Raw genomic sequence first — 17407 nt, 5'->3', positions numbered from 1 at the left:
CCATGCAGATCCGCATCCAGAACCTGAACAAGTCCTTCGGCCGCACCGTGGTGTGCGACAAGGTCAACCTGCAGATTGCCAGCGGCGAACTGCTTGCCCTGCTCGGCCCCTCCGGCTCCGGCAAGACCTCGCTGCTGCGCGTGCTGGCCGGGCTGGAACTGCCCGACAGCGGCAGCGTGCATTTCGATGAGCGCGACGTGACCTGGGCCGACGTGCGCAGCCGCAACATCGGCTTCGTGTTCCAGCACTATGCGCTGTTCGCCCACATGACGGTGGCGGACAACGTTGCCTTCGGCCTGACGGTGCTGCCTGCTTCGCAGCGCCCTTCGAAAAAGGAGATCGCCGAGCGCGTGGCCCATCTGCTGGAGAAAGTGCAGTTGGCCCCGCTGGCCAAGCGCTATCCGCACCAGCTCTCCGGTGGCCAGCGCCAGCGCGTGGCCCTGGCGCGGGCCCTCGCCACCCAGCCCAAGGTGCTGCTGCTGGACGAACCCTTCGGCGCACTCGATGCCAAGGTGCGCAAGGAACTGCGCCGCTGGCTGCGCCAGATCCACCACGACATGGGGGTGACCAGCATCTTCGTCACGCACGACCAGGAAGAGGCGCTAGAAGTGGCCGACCGCGTGGTGGTAATGAACGCCGGCCGCATCGAGCAAGTCGGCACGCCGAACGAGGTGTACGAGCACCCGGCCACGCCGTTCGTGATGGAGTTCCTCGGTGATGTGAACCCGCTGCACCCGCAGGGCAGCGCCACGCCCACCTACGTGCGCCCGCACCAGATCGAGGTGCTGCCGGCTCAGCCCGGTTCCCTCGCCCCACAGGATGGCATTGCCGCGGTCTGGAAACAGACGCAGGTGGTCGGTCCCTACACCTATATGGAGTTCGAACGCAGCGACAGCGCCCAGCTGATCGACGTGCAACTCACGCGCAGCGAGCATGAACAGCTGGCGCGCCGCATGGCCTTCGACGCCGGCACGCCGGTGTGGCTGCGGCCGACACGCATCACGGAGTTTGTCGAGGCGGGCGCCGGAATCTGACGCGATCCTTGTCGCTTGCGCGGGCATGCGCAAGCATCCGGACGGCGTCGGCCGGCCGCCGTAACAGGTGCACGAACCCGAGCCAGCTTCTATAATGCGCAACGCGGTCTTGGTATCGCGTTTATCGGTCCTTCGGTAGCCCGCAAGACCACGCTGCTCTCCGTCATCGGCACCGTGCACCGGCGCCACCCCTGCGTGCGGTACGTGCAGTGTGGCTGCGCGCATGAGCAACAGCCCTCTACCAGGCCTTACAGCTGCGACTTGATCGGCAACACGAAGCGTTCAATCAGCTTTTCCTTCAGCGGCCGGTTCAACCAGTCCTGGTGGGTGTAGGGGCGCGAGTGCTTCAGGTCCTCCTCGAACACGCCCGTCATCTTCGCCGCAAATCCTTTGTCGTACACATTCAGGCTAGCTTCATCGTTCAGGCGGAAAGAGCGCGAGTCGAAGTTGGTCGATCCCACCGACACCAGTTCCCGGTCCACGATCAGCAGCTTGTTGTGCATCATCGTCGGCAGGTATTCGTGGATTTCCACGCCCTGCTCCAGCAGTGGCCCCCACGACGCCTTGGACGCCAGCCGCACCGTGTCCGAATCGATATGCTCGCCCGGCACCAGCACGCGCACGCGTACCCCGCGCTTGCGCGCCTCCTGCAATGATTTGATGATGAGCTCATCGGGAACAAAGTACGCAGCCTCCAGGTCGATACTGCGATCGGCTGCTGCAATCGCCATCAGATACATCAGGTGCATGCTCTCGCTGCCGCCGGAGGGCGAGCTGATGAACATGTGGGCATCCATCTCGCCCGCCACCGCCGTCGCCGGAAAATAGGCCTCGCCGTTCAGCACCTCGCCAGTGGCCTTGATCCAGTTGTCATTGAAGGCCGCCTGGAATTGCGTCACTGCCGGCCCGCGCAACTCGAAGTGCATGTCGCGCCAGTGCTCCGGATCCTGCGCCTGCCCTTCCCACTGGTCGGCAATGCCGACGCCACCCGTGAAGGCTACCTGCCCGTCCACAATCAGCAGCTTGCGGTGCGTGCGGTTGTTCATGCGTGCAAGGTTGTACCAGTGCAGCGGGCGGTAGCGGTGCACCTTGACGCCCGCCTGCTGCATCAGGTCGAGCAGATCCTGTTCCATTTTCAGGCTGCCGACCCAGTCCAGCAGCACGTTCACGCGCACGCCGGCCCTGGCGCGTTCGGCCAGCAGTTCCGCCATCTTGCGGCCGATATCGCCGGACCAGTAGATATAGGTTTCGAAATTGATGGTGTGCCGGGCAGCGCCGATCGCCGCCAGCATGGCGGGGAAGATTTCGGCACCGTTCTGCAGATCACGCACCTGGTTGCCGGGCACGATGGCGGGGCCCAGCAATACTCCCATCTCGCGGCGGAACTGTGGATCGGCGATGACGTAGCGATGTGCCAGCTTGCGTTCCAGCTTCTTTTCGGGCGTGGCAAAGTTCAGCGCCAGTACCCCGGCAAGCAGGGTCAGGACAATGGTGACGATGACGACCCAGAACACTTTGCGTTTTTTCCACATGGCGAGGGGCTGAAGGGATTTGCAACGCAGTGTATCCCGGCGCGGCAAGCGCGTTTGTCGGAGAATCTCCCGATGTAACGTAGATTGCCACATAGGGAAGTTGCGGAGGGGGATCATGGCGGGCGCGGCTTACAGTGGCCTTTACGAACGCCCATCCGTTTATTGCTGCTCCCCCATGGCCCTGATCCAGTACATCACTCACATCCATTTGGCGCATGGCGCCCTGTCCGAACTCCCCGCCGAAATCACCCGCATCGGCATGCGCAAGCCGCTGATCGTGACCGATCCCGGCGTGCGGGCCGCAGGCCTGCTCGACAGGGTAGAAGCCGTTCTGCAGGGGCAGCCATTTGCCGTGTTCGACCAAGTCAGTTCCAACCCGACCGAGGCTTCGGTGCTTGCCGGCACCGAGATGGCACGCATCCAGGGCTGCGACAGCCTGATCGCCGTCGGCGGCGGCTCGGCCATCGACTGTGCCAAGGGCATTGCCATTGCGGCCACGCACACCGGCCCGCTTACGCATTACGCCACCATCGAAGGCGGCTCGCCCCGCATTACCGACGCGGTGCTGCCGCTCATTGCCATCCCCACCACCAGCGGTACTGGCAGCGAAGTGGCGCGCGGCGCCATCCTCATCGTCCAGGACGGGCGCAAGCTGGGCTTTCATTCCTGGCATCTGGTGCCGCGTTCGGCCATTTGCGATCCCGCCCTCACGCTCGGCCTGCCGCCAGCACTGACGGCGGCGACCGGCATGGATGCGATCGCCCACTGCATCGAGACTTTTCTTGCTCCCGCCTTCAATCCGGCGGCCGACGGCATTGCGCTGGAAGGCTTGCGTCGGGGCTGGTCACACATCGTGCGCGCCACCAGCGACGGGCTGGATCAGGATGCGCGCCTGAACATGATGACGGCCTCGATCCACGGCGCGCTGGCATTCCAGAAGGGGCTGGGCTGCGTGCATTCGCTCAGTCACAGTCTAGGCGGTATCAATCCGGGGCTGCATCATGGCACGCTCAATGCGATCTTCCTGCCCGCAGTGGTGCGATTCAACAGCACGGCGGAGTCCGTGCGCAAAGAAAATCGTCTGGATCGGCTGGCTCAGGCGATGGGCCTGGCCGACGGCGATGCCGTCGCGCCGGCGCTTGCCGCCATGGTGCATACACTCCAGCTGCCGGCCGGACTGACGGCACTGGGCGTGGCGCCAAGCCAGTTCGATGCCATCATCACCCACGCTCTGGCCGACCATTGCCACAAGACCAATCCGCGCGAAGCCAGCGCGCAGGATTACCGACAGATGCTGCAGGAATCGATACAGTTGTGAGTGCGCTTGCAGCCAGTGCGTGGCTCAGCCCCTGGTGAAGGCGCGCGGCAGCCAGGCCTGCCCGTTGACCAGCAGGATGCCCAGCAGCACCAGCACAGCGCCGAGCACAAAGCCCGGCTCGAGCGGGTCATTCAGCAGCCATACGCCCAGCGCGACGCCAAACAGCGGCGTCATGAACGAGAACACCCCGAGGCGCGAAGCCAGGTACTTGCGCAGCAGCCAGAACCACACCAGGTAGCTGGCAAACGACACCAGAATTCCCTGGAACAGTACACTGCCCCAGGCCAGCGGCGTATGGTGAATGGTGCCCAGCCCCATCAGCAGGCTGGCCGGCAACAGCACGACGAAGGCGCCCACCAGCTGATACTGCAGCGTGCGCGTGGCCGGCGCATTGGCCAGGCTGGTCAGGCGCACCGCCACGGTCGTGCCCGCCCAGCCCATGGCGCCCAGCACCACCAGAAAGTCGCCCAGCAGGCTCGCGCCATTTCCCGCCGCGTTGGCACCGCGCCAGAGAAACGCCAGCGCCACTCCGGCGAACGCCAGCAGGATGCCCACCCACTGCACCCGATTGAGCCGCTCCGACGGCAAACGCCAATGCAGGGCCAGGGCCACGAAAATGGGCGCGGTGTAGAGAAACACCGCCGCATGGGAAGCCGTGGTGTGCCGGATCCCCTCGGCTACGAACAGAAACTCGACCGCAAACAGCAGCCCGACCAGCAGGCCGGGCTTCAGGTCACGTCCGCCAAGATCCAGCCGTTCGCCGCGCCAGCGCATCAGCAGCCAGACCAGCACTGCCGACATGCCCGAGCGCAGCGCCACCTGCATCATCGGCGTGATATCCACCGCTGCCGCCTTGAGCAGCACCTGCTGCAAGGCCCAGATCGAGCAGAGCAGCAGCATCAGGCCGGCGGCCTGGGTATCAATCGGTTTGCGTGGATCCATGGGGGGCTGTCAGAGCGATGCGTGAAAAATCGAACACGCATCATAGCCTGCAGCCGGTCGAGCGCAAGCTCGTCGTCAACGAGAAGGAAGCGGCGCTGGTGCGGCGCATCTTCGACGACTTCGTGAACGTCGGCTCCACCACGACGATGGCCAAAACCTACGCCGCCGAGGGGCTGTTGAGCAAGGTGGGCAAGCCGCTTACCAAGCAGACGATGTACAAGCTGCTGCACAACCGGATGTACCTGGGCGAGATCAATCACCGGGGCCAGAGCTACCCTGGCGAGCATCAGGCCCTGATCACGCAGGAACAGTGGGATGCCGTCCACGCGCTGATCGAAACGGATGCGCGGCAACGCAAGCGCGTGGCGCGCGGCGAGGCCGAACCCTTGCTGTCGGGGCTGCTGTTCACCGACGACGGCGAGAAACTGATGCCGACCTACACCAACAAGAAGGGCAAGCGGTATTGCTACTACACGCCGGTGCTGCACCGGCGCATGGGTGCTTGGGCCAGTCGGCACGGGCCGTTGCCCGCCGAACCCATCGAAGCACTAGTTATCGAGCAGATCGTGATGGCGCTGCAGGCCCCGCACATCGTGCAGCGGGTTGTGGATCAGATGCACGTCATTCGACCTGACCTGGACGAGCCCCAGGTGGTGCTGCCGATGCGCAACCTCGCGGCGATGTGGCACACGCTCTATCCAGCCGAGCAGCGGAGGCTGGCGCAGTTGCTGATCGAGCGGGTGGTGCTGGGTGATGCCGGGCTGGAAATCGTCTGGCGTGACCTTGGTTGGCAGGATCTGGCGATGGATCTGCTGCCCGGCACCGTCGGCGCGGAGTTGCAGGAACTGGAAGCGGAGGCGGAGTGAAGAACAAACCCGAGATCGAGGCCACCGGGTTGGCGGTAAGACGCGAGCGGCGCGACGGCGATGAAATCCGGCTGACGACCTTCATCCCGATCAAGATCAGGAAGCGTGGCGGCCGGGCCGTGGTGGTGCGGCCTGCGGTGGCGCAGGTGCAGGCCAAGACGGCCGCCGTCCACGACCAGCCCTTGCTGACGGCGCTGTCACGGGCGTTCTACTGGCAGCAATTGCTCGACGACGGCGTGGTCGAAACCGGCAGTGAGATCGCCAAGCGCGAAGGCTTGCACCATTCCACGGTCAACGAACTGCTGCGGCTGACGCTACTGGAGCCGGACATCGTGAAGGCGATCTATGCCGGGCAGCAGCCCCGGTGCATGAGCCTGCTGTGGTTCCAACGCAACCCGTTGCCGACCGACTGGGTGGCGCAGCGGGAGGTGGTGGCGGGGTTCGATTCGTAACCAGGATCGTCGTTCGCTTCAATCGCTGGATGCGGGCAGCCACTTGATGCCTGCCACACCCAGGTTTTTCTGGCTGATGTGATCACTGAGGATGGGCACGAGGGTCTGCACGTTGGTATCAAAGCTCTGCCGCCACATGGCTTGCAGCTTCTTCAATGCGTTTTCGTTCCGGTAGATGCTGCCGTCCCAGTCGATGACCATCATCGCCACGTCACCGTCGTCCGCCAGCATGCACAGCAGGGCGTCATCAGCGTCCTTGTCGAGCGAGGCCTTGAGTTCGTCCTCGTAGTCGGCCAAAACTTCCACGTACAGATCGATGCTCAGTGGGCTCTGCCCAGATAGGGCTGACTGCAGATCAGCAGCGATTTTCTTTTTGCTTGTCATCGTCGACATTTTCGCCGCCAGGATCCTGCTTGCTCGCAGCCGACCGAATGGGCCACCCAGTGGGAGGTCGTGGCGCGGTTCGATGTTTAACCGGCGGGCGCGGTTGACAGCGAACCAGGGCGCGTAAGTGGTTGATTTTTTGGGCTTCAGGCTGCGATTACCCGCAAGCCAAACAGAGACAGAGACGACTCTGGGCGGGAAAAGTGCCCGAAAAACGCCGATTTTGGAGCCGAGCGGCAGGATGGCTTCCGCAAGCCCTTCGGCCGGAACCCCACGTGGCGCGGGGATTTCAGGCAAGAAAAAGGGCCCGGAGACTATCCGAGCCCTTGTAGATGGTGGAGCTGGCGGGATTTGAACCCGCGTCCACAAGCCTTCTTCGTCCGGTTCTACATGCGTAGCCAGCTGATTTGATCTCGCCCGTCATGCCGCGCAGAGGCACGCTGCACAACAGGCCAGTCCCCTTAGGTCTCGCCACACGTCAAGGAACACGACGCATGGCCAGTCAATGTGAATTAACCTTGCAGCCGGGATCGGTCAGCTTGCGCCAACCAACCCTTGCCCAGCCCATTGACCGACTGTTGCAAGGCCCGCTGGATTAAGCAGCGAGTGCGAAACGTTCGTCGTTTGCAGTTACTTTTTTGAATCGAGATTAACGAGCGTGACCCAAGCTCGACATGCTCCGCAACGCTTCCGAACCCATGTCGAAACCAATGCAGCCCCAAGAGCGTCAATTGTACGTGACACTGTCGCAGCTGTCACCCCCGCCCTGACAGTTGCTTGCAAGGCTTGCCTCCTGTCATCAATCGGCGCAACACCTGCGCTCAAGGCGTGAGTCCATGCAGCCCGCCAAAGCCCGCACGCTCGCGCAGCACATCCTGCCGCTGCACACAACGCGGCAAGGCAGCCGCCTGCCCCGGATGCTGCTGGCGCCAGGCCCGCACCCCGGCACTCTGGTAGGGGTCGGCAATCGTGTAGCCCACCCGGTCCGTGCAGTTGCCCCCCGCCGCATCGCACTGGCGCAGCGTGCTGGCATAGATCACCCGCCCGTCGCGCGTGATGCCCGGAAAGGCGCTGGCCATCAGCCGCTCGCCCGCGCGCGCCGGCGGTGGCGCCAGATTGAAGGCCTGCTTCAGTGCCCGGCTGTACCACCAGATCTGCCCGCGATATTCGTAGGCCAGATCCGCACCCTGCCCGCCCGGATTCGGAAAACCGAACACCGTCTTGCCGCTCGCATGCGCAAACGCATCGCGCAGCTCGCACCCCTTGCCGCTTTCGCCAAAGCCGAACACGCGCATGGTCGGCTTGCCCTGCACCGGCATCTGCGGCATGGCCGCGTATTCGGTGCCGTCCACCGAAATCATGGGCAACGCGTACATGTTGCCATCCACGCGCACCCGGTCACGACACAAATATTCGATGCCCGTATCGCCACTCACCCGCTGCTGCTGCGTGTCCACTGTCAGCGTACGCACCGACAGCGCCCCCTGACCCTGCGTCTCGTCATCGCCGCCCGCATTGGGCCAGCTGAAGGAGCGGATGCGGATCTCGTCCGGACGGTTGCCCGGCAGCTCGGCCGCCGCCGCATAAAAGCCCGTCATGCCACCCCGGAACAGCGGGCGTGCCTTGCCTTGCAGCTGCAGGATATCGGCCAGCCGGTAATGCTCGCCCGTCATGTCCACCAGATAGCGCCAACTGCCCTGCACCGGAAACGCCTCGTTGGACAACGGCGTGCGATAGCCCCGCACCACGGTGCCGGCAAACGCCGGCAATTCCATCAAGCTCACATTGCCCAGCTGCGCGCCGGAATAGGAGCGCAGCACAAAGCGCCCGTCCGGACTGATGCGCTCGTAGCTGCCCAGCGCCGCCACCGTCCTGCCAGCCGCATCGCGCGACGTACCGGCCACCTGGCCCGTCAGTTCGACAAAGGTACTGGGCGCAATGCAGGCCTGGGGCGAGTCCGCCGCCACAGCCAGCGCCAGTCCGGGCGAGCCAGCCCCCAGTACCAGCCCTATGGCGCCGGCACAGCGCGCAAGGCAGCGCTCCATGCTGCTGCCCGCAGCGTCACGCAAAGTCCCTTGAAACAGTCCGGCAACAAGATGCATGCGCATGGATCAATCCGCTTTCGGTTTTCCGGCCTGTACCATGCGCAGGCGGATGCCCTGTCGCCAGTACGGCATCGGCATGGCCGCCACCAGCGGCCGGGGATGGGCACTGCCCTTGCGCACCACCCACGCCGTGGGAAAGTGGCGATAGGCATCCTGCTGCACCAGGTCTTCGTTGCACAGCGGCACGCTGCCGGCCAGCGCATCGGCTGCCGCCGCATTCTGCTGCCGCAAACGCTGCAACGCCTGCGAAACCTCTTCCGCCGGCACGCGATGGTCATGCACCGGCACCATGCGCAGCCCTTCCTGACGCGCCACGGTCTGCACCTGGTCCGCATGCACGGCCGACAGCACCATGCGCGGCGACCACACATACAGCAAGGCGGGCTGCACTTCGGATTGCTGCTGCAACGTCTGCCATTGCGCCTCGTCAAGGCAGGCTGCAGCCCACGCGGCAGGCGCACTCAATACCAGCAGAGCACTTGCGGCAAGCATGCGCCACAGGCGAAGCGCCCGGCCCATTGCCCGCTTTGCCCCCGTTGGCCTCCCTGTCCCCAATGCCCTCTTTGCACCAGGTGCACCACCTGCGCCCCAGGCGTCTCGTGCACTCCCGGCGCCCTTTGTGTCAGCCGCACTGCGCCGGTCACCCATGCCATGGATGCGGTCCATGCCATTCATGCCGCCTGCCCGGCGCATACCATGCCCAGCACATCCAGCGGCTGCGCTGCTTCGGCACTGGCGCCCCAGCTGGAAATATCATGCTCGCCCAGATAGCCCCAGGCCGCAGCCACGCAGGGCATGCCGGCCGCATGTGCCGCCACCATGTCCCGCAGGTCATCCCCCACATACAGGCACTGCGCCGGCTCCAGCGCCAGACGCCGCGCAGCTTCCAGCAGCGGCTCCGGATGCGGCTTGGCATGTGGCGTGGTATCGCCACAGATCACCACCGCTGCCGATTGCAACACCGGCATCTGCCGGCATAGCGGCAGGCCGAAGCGTTCGGTCTTGTTGGTCACCACGCCCCACGCCAGCCCCTGTTGCTGCAATTGCCCCAGCAGCGCTTCGATCCCATGAAAGGCGTACGTCCTGTCCAGCAAATGCGTCTCGTAGTTGCGAAAAAACTCCTCGCGCATCTCGGGAAACAGCGGGTCCTCGGGCGTCATGCCAAAGGCCACACCCAGCATTCCACGTGCGCCGGCGCCCGCCATGGGCCGGTAGTCATCCAGCGGCAGCGAGGGCAATCCACGCGCCGTGCGCATGCGATCCACGGCTCCGCCGAGGTCAGGGGCACTGTCGACGAGCGTGCCATCCAGGTCGAAAAGAACGGCCCGAATACCGGGAAAAAACGCAGTGCCGGATTTATCCATGGATTAACTATCGAATATCAAAACCAGAGTGAATCAGGATATTCCCTGCCCAAAACGGTAATTTGCCACACCCTCATGAAAATCATGACGGGGGCCGCTGATTCAGGCCGGCTTGCGGCAGGCCAGCATGTAGTTCACATCGATGTTGTCGCTCAGCCAGTAGCGCTGCGTGAGCGGGTTGTAGTGAAGGCCACGCGTGGCCTCGGGCACCAGCCCGGCCAGACGGCACTCGCGCATCAACTCGCTCGGCTGGATCATGCGCGCATACTCGTGCGTGCCACGCGGCACCAGGTTGAGCAGGTACTCCGCCGCCACGATCGCCAGCAGGAATGCTTTCGGATTACGGTGGATGGTGGAAAAGAACACCCAGCCACCCGGTTTCACGGCCTCGGCACAGGCGCGCACGACAGAGCCTGGATCGGGCACATGCTCCAGCAGTTCCATGCAGGTCACCACATCGAACTGTCCCGGCTGCTCGCGCGCCAGATCCTCGGCGCTGATCTGGCGGTAGTTCACGTTGTTCACGCCGGCTTCCAGCGCATGCAGTTGCGCCACGCGCAAGGATTCTTCCGCCAGGTCGATGCCCGTCACCTGCGCCCCGACCTGCGCCATGGATTCGGACAGGATGCCGCCACCACAACCCACGTCGAGCACGCGCAGATCCTTCAGACGCTGGAATTCCTGCACCCAGCCCAGCCGCAGCGGGTTGATGGCGTGCAGGGTACGCAGCACCCCGTCACGATCCCACCATTGATGGGCGAGCTCGCCGAATTTGGAGATCTCGGCCTGGTCCACGTTGGCGGCAGGCGCGGCAGAAGAAGTGATGTCCGTGTTTTCCATGAGGCCGATTGTGCCTCAAAAGCTGGCGCGCCCGTGTCCGGTACAGGCAATAAAAAAGCCCCGCAAGCGGGGCTTTTTGCGTCTGCGGAAGCAGAAGGATTAGCGGGTGCCAACCACTTCGATTTCCACGCGACGGTTCTTGGCGCGGCCTTCGGCAGTCTTGTTGGTGGCAACAGGCTGCTTCTCGCCCTTGCCTTCCACGTACACGCGCTCGGCGGCGATGCCCTTGGACACCAGGTAGTTCTTCACGGCGTTGGCACGACGGATGGACAGAGCCTGGTTGTAGGCGTCGGAACCGATGGAGTCGGTGTGGCCGGTAGAGATGATGGCTTCGATGTTCAGGCCCTGGATCTTGGAAACCAGGTCATCCAGCGTGGCCTTGCCAGCCGGCTTCAGCACGGACTTGTCGAAGTCGAAGAAAGCGTCAGCAGCGTAGGTCACCTTGGCAGCAACTGCCTCGGGAGCCTTGGGAGCCTGGGCAACCGGAGCGCCGCAAGCCGGGGAGGCAGCGGTAGCGGGAGTCCAGTAGTTGTCTTGCCAGCACAGTTCGTTCGTGCCGTTCATCCAGATCAGGTTGCCGTGGTTGTTGCGCCAGTTGTCACCGGTCACGGTGGAGGGGGAAGCCACAGCAGCACCTGCCATGGCGACAGTTGCGAACAACACAGCTACTTTATTCAGTTTCTTCATGTTTATCCTCTTGATAAATACCACAGCAGGAGCTGCACGATTATGCGAGTTTCGGATGCGTTTGAGCGTAACCCGTCGAGCCGATTGTGCCACAGCACGCATTCACTGTAACCGCACTCCACGCGCTCGGCACGGGGCCCTTCCGGAAATCACGTTCTTTGTTGCATCATTGCCACATGGGCCGCAGCAATGCCCCCAAATATACAGCATCTGCGGTGAAGCTAAAATGTCATATTCCCACGAATAATCGGCCCTTCTACGCATGACTGAATTCGCCAAAGAAACGCTGCCCATCAGCCTCGAAGAGGAGATGCGCCGCAGCTACCTGGATTACGCCATGAGCGTGATCGTGGGGCGTGCCCTACCCGACGCACGCGATGGTCTCAAACCGGTGCACCGCCGCGTCCTGTTCGCGATGCACGAACTCAACAACGACTGGAACCGGCCCTACAAGAAGTCGGCCCGTATCGTCGGTGACGTCATCGGTAAATACCACCCGCACGGCGACAGCGCGGTGTACGACACCATCGTGCGCATGGCGCAGGACTTCTCGCTGCGCCACATGCTGGTCGACGGCCAGGGCAACTTCGGTTCGGTCGACGGCGACAGCGCCGCGGCCATGCGCTACACCGAGATCCGCCTGGCCAAGATCGCGCACGAAATGCTGGCCGACATCGAGAAGGAAACGGTCGATTTCGGCCCCAACTACGACGGCAGCGAGCAGGAACCGCTGGTTCTGCCGAGCAAGCTGCCCAACCTGCTGATCAACGGCTCGGCCGGTATCGCGGTGGGCATGGCCACCAACATTCCGCCGCACAACCTCAACGAGGTGGTGGATGCCTGCCTGCACATGCTGGCGCACCCGGATGCCAGCATCGACGACCTGATCGAAATCATCCCGGCCCCTGACTTCCCCACCGCCGGCATCATCTACGGCATCCAGGGCGTACGCGAAGGCTACCGTACCGGCCGCGGCCGCGTGGTGATGCGCGCCAAGTGCCATTTCGAGGATATCGACAAGGGTCAGCGCCAGGCCATCATCGTCGACGAGCTGCCCTACCAGGTCAACAAGAAGACACTGCAGGAACGCATTGCCGAGCTGGTGCACGAGAAGAAGATCGAAGGCATCAGCCACATCCAGGACGAATCCGACAAGTCGGGCATGCGCCTGGTGATCGAGCTCAAACGCGGCGAGCTGCCCGAAGTGGTGCTGAACAACCTGTACAAGCAGACGCAGCTGCAGGACACCTTCGGCATCAACATGGTGGCGCTGGTCGACGGCCAGCCCAAGCTGTGCAACATCCGCGACCTGGTCAGCATCTTCCTGCAGCACCGCCGCGAGGTGGTCACGCGCAGGACGATCTTCAACCTGCGCAAGGCGCGCGACCGCGGCCACGTGCTGGAAGGCCTGGCCGTTGCGCTGGCCAATATCGACGAGTTCATCCGCATCATTCGCGAATCCCCCACCCCGCCGGTGGCCAAGGCCGAACTGATGGCGCGCAGCTGGGACAGCTCGCTGGTACGCGAGATGCTCACCCGCGCCCGCGAAGATGGCACCGTTGTCAGCGCCGATGACTACCGCCCCGAAGGCCTGGGCCGCCAGTACGGTCTGCAGGGCGATGGCCTGTACCGCCTGAGCGAAGTGCAGGCGCAAGAGATTCTGCAGATGCGCCTGCAGCGCCTGACCGGCCTGGAGCAGGACAAGATCGTGGCCGAATACAAGGACGTGATGGCCGAGATCGAGGACCTGCTCGACATCCTGGCCAAGCCCGAGCGCGTCAGCACGATCATCAGCGACGAACTGACCGCGCTGAAGAACGAGTTCGGCCAGACCAAGGTCGGCGCGCGCCGCAGCCAGATCGAGCACAACGCGCAGGAACTGGGCACCGAAGACCTGATCACCCCGACCGACATGGTGGTGACGCTTTCGCACACCGGCTATATCAAGAGCCAGCCGCTGTCCGAGTACCGCTCCCAGAAGCGTGGCGGCCGCGGCAAGCAGGCCACCACCACCAAGGACAACGACTGGATCGACCAGCTGTTCATCGCCAACACGCACGACTACATCCTGTGCTTCAGCAACCGTGGCCGCCTGTACTGGCTCAAGGTGTGGGAAGTGCCTACCGGCAGCCGCGGCTCGCGCGGTCGCCCCATCGTCAACATGTTCCCGCTGGAAGACGGCGAGAAGATCACCGTGGTGCTTCCGCTTACCGGCGAGATGCGCACCTTCCCGGCCGACCGCTATGTGTTCATGGCCACCGCCCAGGGCACGGTCAAGAAGACCGCGCTGGACGAGTTCAGCAACCCGCGCAAGGCCGGCATCATCGCGGTGGGCCTGGATGACGGCGACTACCTGATCGGCGCCGCCCTCACCGACGGCGAGCACGACGTGATGCTGTTCAGCGACGGCGGCAAGGCCGTGCGCTTCGACGAGAACGACGTGCGCCCCATGGGCCGCCAGGCACGCGGCGTGCGCGGCATGATGCTGGAAGAAGGCCAGAACGTGATCGCCATGCTGGTGGCCGAGGATGAGTCGCAAAGCGTGCTCACCGCCACCGAGAACGGCTACGGCAAGCGCACCAGCATCGTCGAATACACCCGCCACGGTCGCGGCACCAAGGGCATGATCGCCATCCAGCAGAGCGAGCGCAACGGCAAGGTCGTGGCCGCCACGCTGGTGCACGCCGACGACGAGATCATGCTGATCACCGACCGGGGCGTGCTGGTGCGCACGCGCGTGGCCGAGATCCGCGAGATGGGCCGTGCCACGCAGGGCGTGACGCTGATCGCGCTGGATGACGGTGCCGAACTGATCGGCCTGCAGCGCATCGTCGAGAACGACGCCGGCGAGGAGCAGAACGGCTCCGACGCGGAGGATTCCACCGCCAGCGACAGCCCCGATACCACAGCGGACGACAGCACTACGCCGGACGCATGACAATGCTATGCTGAGAGCCAAAGAGGGTTGTCAGCCGGCAGCCCTGCCAGAGTACTTTTGAACGAAAGCCCGATTTCATGAAACAAGCCCGTTTCCTGTCCCTCCGTTCCACTGCCGCCGGCTGTGCCCTGGCCCTGGCTGCGCTGGCCGTCAGCGCGCCCGTCCAGGCGCAGGACGCCACGCGCAAGGAACTGGCCACGCGCATCGTCAACCTGCAAAAGGCGCACGACATGGATGCGCTGATCGCGCAACTGGCCAGCTCGGCCACGCAGACCGTGGTCTCCACCTGGCTGCCCAAGCTCGACCAGGTGCCGCAGGCACGCCAGAAGGCCGCAGCCGACCTGCTCGACGCCGAGCTGAAGAAGTTCAACGACGACAACGTACGCACCATCAAGGCCAGGAACGAGCGCGTCAGTCTCGACGTGCTGGTGCCGGCCTACGCCGAGCGCTTCACCGCCGACGAGTTGCGCCAGCTGGTCGCCTTCATGGAGTCGCCCGTGATCAAGAAATACTACGCGGCCAACCCGCAGCTGGCCAACATGCTGGCGCAGAAGCTGGTGGACGCCACGCGCGCCGATGTGGAAGCCCGCATCAAGGCCTTTGACACGCGTGCCGCGCAGATCATCGGCAACGCCTCCAAGAAGTAATTCCCGCCCTGCTCCCGCTCCATGACTGATTCCGCGCTTCGTCCCTACAACTTCTCCGCCGGCCCGGCCGCCATCCCCGAGCCGGTGCTGCAGCGCGCCGCTGCCGAAATGCTGGACTGGCCCTTCCCCGATGGCCGCCACAGCGGCATGGGCGTGATGGAGATGAGCCACCGCGGCGAAGCCTTCGGCATCATCCTGCAGCAGGCGCAGGACACGCTGCGCGAATTGCTGGCGATTCCGGACCATTTCCGCATCCTGTTCATGCAGGGTGGCGGTCTGGCCGAAAACGCCATCGTGCCGCTCAACCTGAGCCGCGGCGAAGCGGCCAGCTTTGTGGTGACTGGCGGCTGGAGCCAGAAAAGTCATGCCGAAGCGGCCAAGTTCTGCGAGGCGCTCCTCGCCGCCAATGCCGCAGTGCAGCACCCCTCGGGCGGTCTTTCTTACACGCACATTCCCGCGCCCGCAAGCTGGCAACTCGACAGTGGCAGCCGCTATGTGCATATCTGCAGCAATGAAACCATCCACGGCGTGGAGTTCCAGCAGTTGCCCGATCTGGCGGCGCTCGGCTGTGATGCCCCGCTGGTGGTCGATTTCTCATCCAACGTGGCCTCCCGCGCCATGGACTGGAGCAAGGTCGGCCTGGCCTTCGGCGGCGCGCAGAAGAACCTCGGCCCGGCCGGCCTGACGCTGGTAGTGGTACGAGATGACCTGCTCGGCCATGCCATGCAGCACTGCCCGAGCGCCTTCGACTACAGCCTGGTGGCCAGGAACAACTCGATGTACAACACGCCGCCCACCTACGGCATCTACATCGCCGGCCTGACCTTTCAGTGGATCAAGGCGCAAGGCGGCGTGGCGGCGCTGGAGGCGCAGAACATCGCCAAGGCGCAGCTGCTGTACGACTTCCTCGACAACTCCAGCTTCTTCCGCAACACGGTCGACAAGTCCTGCCGCTCGCGCATGAACGTGCCCTTCTTCCTGGCGGACGAAAGCCGCAATGCCGATTTCCTCGCCGGCGCGCAGGAGCGCGGCCTGCTGCAGCTCAAGGGCCACAAATCCGTCGGTGGCATGCGCGCCAGCATCTACAACGCCATGCCGATGGCCGGCGTGCAGGCGCTGGTCGACTACCTGCGCGAGTTCGAAGCCCGCCACGCCTGATCCCCCTGTTCCACTCCTTTAGCCGTACCTTTCATGACCCGCTCCATCGCCGACCTGCGCGTCGCCATCGACGCTGTTGACCAACAACTGCTGCAACTGCTGAACGACCGCGCGGCGCTGGCCAACGAGGTTGGCGACATCAAGCGCAAGGAAGGCTCGCAGGTGTTTCGCCCCGAGCGCGAGGCGCAGGTGATCCACACCCTGCAGCAGGGCAATCCCGGGCCGCTCAAGGGCAACAACATCGCCAACATCTGGCGCGAGATCATGTCGGCCTGCCGTGCGCTCGAGGCGCCGCAGCGCGTGGCCTACCTGGGCCCGGCCGGCACCTTCAGCGAGCAGGCCGCCGAAGCCTTCTTCGGCGTCAGCATCGACCATGTGCCCTGCGCCAGCTTCGATGAAGTGTTCGATGCCACCACTTCCGGCCGTGCCGACTTCGGCGTGGTGCCGATGGAAAACTCCACTGAAGGCGCCGTCACGCGCTCGCTCGACCTGTTCCTGACCTCGCCGCTGCACATGATCGGCGAAACCAGTCTGCTGGTGCGCCACAACCTGCTGTGCAGCCAGCAGACGCCGCTGGACCAGATCGAAGCCGTCTATGCCCATCCTCAGGCCTTGGCGCAGTGCCAGAACTGGCTGAGCGTGCATGCTCCCCAAGCCGAACGGCATGCAGCATCCAGCAACGCTGAGGGCGCCCGGATCGCTGCCAGCAATCCGAAGTGGGCCGCTATCGCCAGCCTGCGCGCCGCCTCGCAATTCGGCCTGCACGTGGTGGCCCCTGCAATCCAGGATGAAGCCTATAACCGCACCCGCTTTGCCGTGATGTGCCTGCCGCAAACGCTGGCCATGCCCGAAGCCTCCGGCAATGACTGCACCAGCCTGGTGCTGTCGGTCGTCAACCGCCCCGGCGCCGTGTACGAACTGCTGGAGCCGCTCAAGCGCCACAACGTGTCCATGACGCGCTTCGAATCGCGTCCGGCGCGCAGCGGCCAGCAGTGGGAATACTTCTTCTACATCGACCTGGTCGGTCACATCAGCGAGCCGCATGTGGCCGCCGCGCTGGCCGACCTGCGCCCGATCTGCGCCTACTACAAGGTGCTCGGGTCCTACGCCATCAACGGCTGACGCCACAGATACGGAGCA

16 protein-coding genes and 1 other RNA gene are annotated in these 17407 nt (G+C 64.2%); 8 read left to right on the top strand and 9 right to left on the bottom strand.

Annotated features, from left to right (window positions below; translation table 11 throughout):
• The first annotated feature begins 2 nt into the window (after positions 1-2).
• On the top strand, positions 3-1034 hold the full coding sequence (locus tag KKQ75_RS01575; protein WP_213359437.1) for a sulfate/molybdate ABC transporter ATP-binding protein: 1032 nt from the start codon (positions 3-5) through the stop codon (positions 1032-1034).
• A 248-nt stretch (positions 1035-1282) separates the two neighbouring features.
• Here the strand turns inward: KKQ75_RS01575 and KKQ75_RS01570 are convergent, their stop codons facing one another.
• Positions 1283-2566 (bottom strand): phospholipase D-like domain-containing protein, encoded by a 1284-nt coding sequence (locus KKQ75_RS01570; RefSeq protein WP_213359434.1) that lies wholly within the window; start codon positions 2564-2566, stop codon positions 1283-1285.
• A gap of 175 nt (positions 2567-2741) precedes the next feature.
• Here KKQ75_RS01570 and KKQ75_RS01565 point away from each other — a divergent pair, with 175 nt between their 5' ends.
• Positions 2742-3884: an iron-containing alcohol dehydrogenase gene (locus KKQ75_RS01565; RefSeq protein ID WP_213359432.1), complete on the top strand. Its 1143-nt coding sequence runs from the start codon at positions 2742-2744 to the stop codon at positions 3882-3884.
• A 24-nt stretch (positions 3885-3908) separates the two neighbouring features.
• On the opposite strand, the gene KKQ75_RS01560 is transcribed toward KKQ75_RS01565, so the two are convergent.
• The gene (locus KKQ75_RS01560; protein ID WP_213359423.1) at positions 3909-4826 is read right to left on the bottom strand and encodes a DMT family transporter; all 918 of its coding nucleotides are present in this window, start codon (positions 4824-4826) and stop codon (positions 3909-3911) included.
• Between the two features lie 17 nt (positions 4827-4843).
• On the opposite strand from KKQ75_RS01560, the gene KKQ75_RS01555 reads away from it, so the two are divergent.
• Together KKQ75_RS01555 and KKQ75_RS01550 are read left to right on the top strand one after the other, a co-directional pair.
• Positions 4844-5692, top strand: coding sequence for a recombinase family protein (locus KKQ75_RS01555; protein ID WP_213359421.1), 849 nt, complete (start codon positions 4844-4846; stop codon positions 5690-5692).
• Positions 5693-5721: 29 nt separating this feature from the next.
• Complete coding sequence (locus tag KKQ75_RS01550; RefSeq protein WP_213362626.1) at positions 5722-6144, top strand: hypothetical protein; 423 nt, start codon at positions 5722-5724, stop codon at positions 6142-6144.
• An 18-nt stretch (positions 6145-6162) separates the two neighbouring features.
• Here KKQ75_RS01550 and KKQ75_RS01545 read toward each other — a convergent pair whose 3' ends face one another.
• The 7 genes from KKQ75_RS01545 to ompA all read right to left on the bottom strand — a co-directional run bounded on the left by KKQ75_RS01545 (position 6163) and on the right by ompA (position 11524).
• Positions 6163-6825 carry a hypothetical protein gene (locus KKQ75_RS01545; protein ID WP_213359413.1) on the bottom strand — a complete coding sequence of 221 codons (663 nt, stop codon included), beginning with the start codon at positions 6823-6825 and terminating at the stop codon, positions 6163-6165.
• Positions 6826-6861: 36 nt separating this feature from the next.
• Positions 6862-7248: a transfer-messenger RNA gene (gene ssrA / locus KKQ75_RS01540) on the bottom strand.
• A 101-nt stretch (positions 7249-7349) separates the two neighbouring features.
• A complete protein-coding gene (locus KKQ75_RS01535; protein WP_213359410.1) occupies positions 7350-8636 on the bottom strand; it encodes a hypothetical protein in 1287 nt (428 codons plus the stop codon).
• Between the two features lie 3 nt (positions 8637-8639).
• Positions 8640-9125 (bottom strand): hypothetical protein, encoded by a 486-nt coding sequence (locus KKQ75_RS01530; protein WP_213359408.1) that lies wholly within the window; start codon positions 9123-9125, stop codon positions 8640-8642.
• 179 nt (positions 9126-9304) lie between these two features.
• Positions 9305-9997, bottom strand: a complete 693-nt coding sequence (locus KKQ75_RS01525; RefSeq protein WP_213359406.1) for an HAD family hydrolase — start codon at positions 9995-9997, stop codon at positions 9305-9307.
• A gap of 102 nt (positions 9998-10099) precedes the next feature.
• Positions 10100-10837, bottom strand: a complete 738-nt coding sequence (ubiG, locus tag KKQ75_RS01520; RefSeq protein ID WP_213359403.1) for a bifunctional 2-polyprenyl-6-hydroxyphenol methylase/3-demethylubiquinol 3-O-methyltransferase UbiG — start codon at positions 10835-10837, stop codon at positions 10100-10102.
• 99 nt (positions 10838-10936) lie between these two features.
• Positions 10937-11524 carry an outer membrane protein OmpA gene (ompA, locus tag KKQ75_RS01515; protein WP_213359400.1) on the bottom strand — a complete coding sequence of 196 codons (588 nt, stop codon included), beginning with the start codon at positions 11522-11524 and terminating at the stop codon, positions 10937-10939.
• 262 nt (positions 11525-11786) lie between these two features.
• Here ompA and gyrA point away from each other — a divergent pair, with 262 nt between their 5' ends.
• From gyrA to pheA, 4 genes are all read left to right on the top strand, one after another.
• Positions 11787-14462, top strand: coding sequence for a DNA gyrase subunit A (gene gyrA, locus KKQ75_RS01510; RefSeq protein WP_213359398.1), 2676 nt, complete (start codon positions 11787-11789; stop codon positions 14460-14462).
• A gap of 77 nt (positions 14463-14539) precedes the next feature.
• Entirely contained in the window at positions 14540-15109 is a 570-nt protein-coding gene (locus KKQ75_RS01505; protein ID WP_213359394.1) for a DUF2059 domain-containing protein, read from the top strand.
• 21 nt (positions 15110-15130) lie between these two features.
• The gene (gene serC / locus KKQ75_RS01500) at positions 15131-16267 is read left to right on the top strand and encodes a 3-phosphoserine/phosphohydroxythreonine transaminase (protein ID WP_213359392.1); all 1137 of its coding nucleotides are present in this window, start codon (positions 15131-15133) and stop codon (positions 16265-16267) included.
• Positions 16268-16300: 33 nt separating this feature from the next.
• Positions 16301-17389: a prephenate dehydratase gene (pheA, locus tag KKQ75_RS01495; protein WP_213359390.1), complete on the top strand. Its 1089-nt coding sequence runs from the start codon at positions 16301-16303 to the stop codon at positions 17387-17389.
• Positions 17390-17407 lie beyond the last annotated feature (18 nt).

The organism is Brachymonas denitrificans (assembly GCF_907163135.1).
Taxonomy (GTDB): domain Bacteria; phylum Pseudomonadota; class Gammaproteobacteria; order Burkholderiales; family Burkholderiaceae_C; genus Brachymonas; species Brachymonas denitrificans_A.
This window is presented reverse-complemented; position numbering and strand designations above follow the sequence as displayed.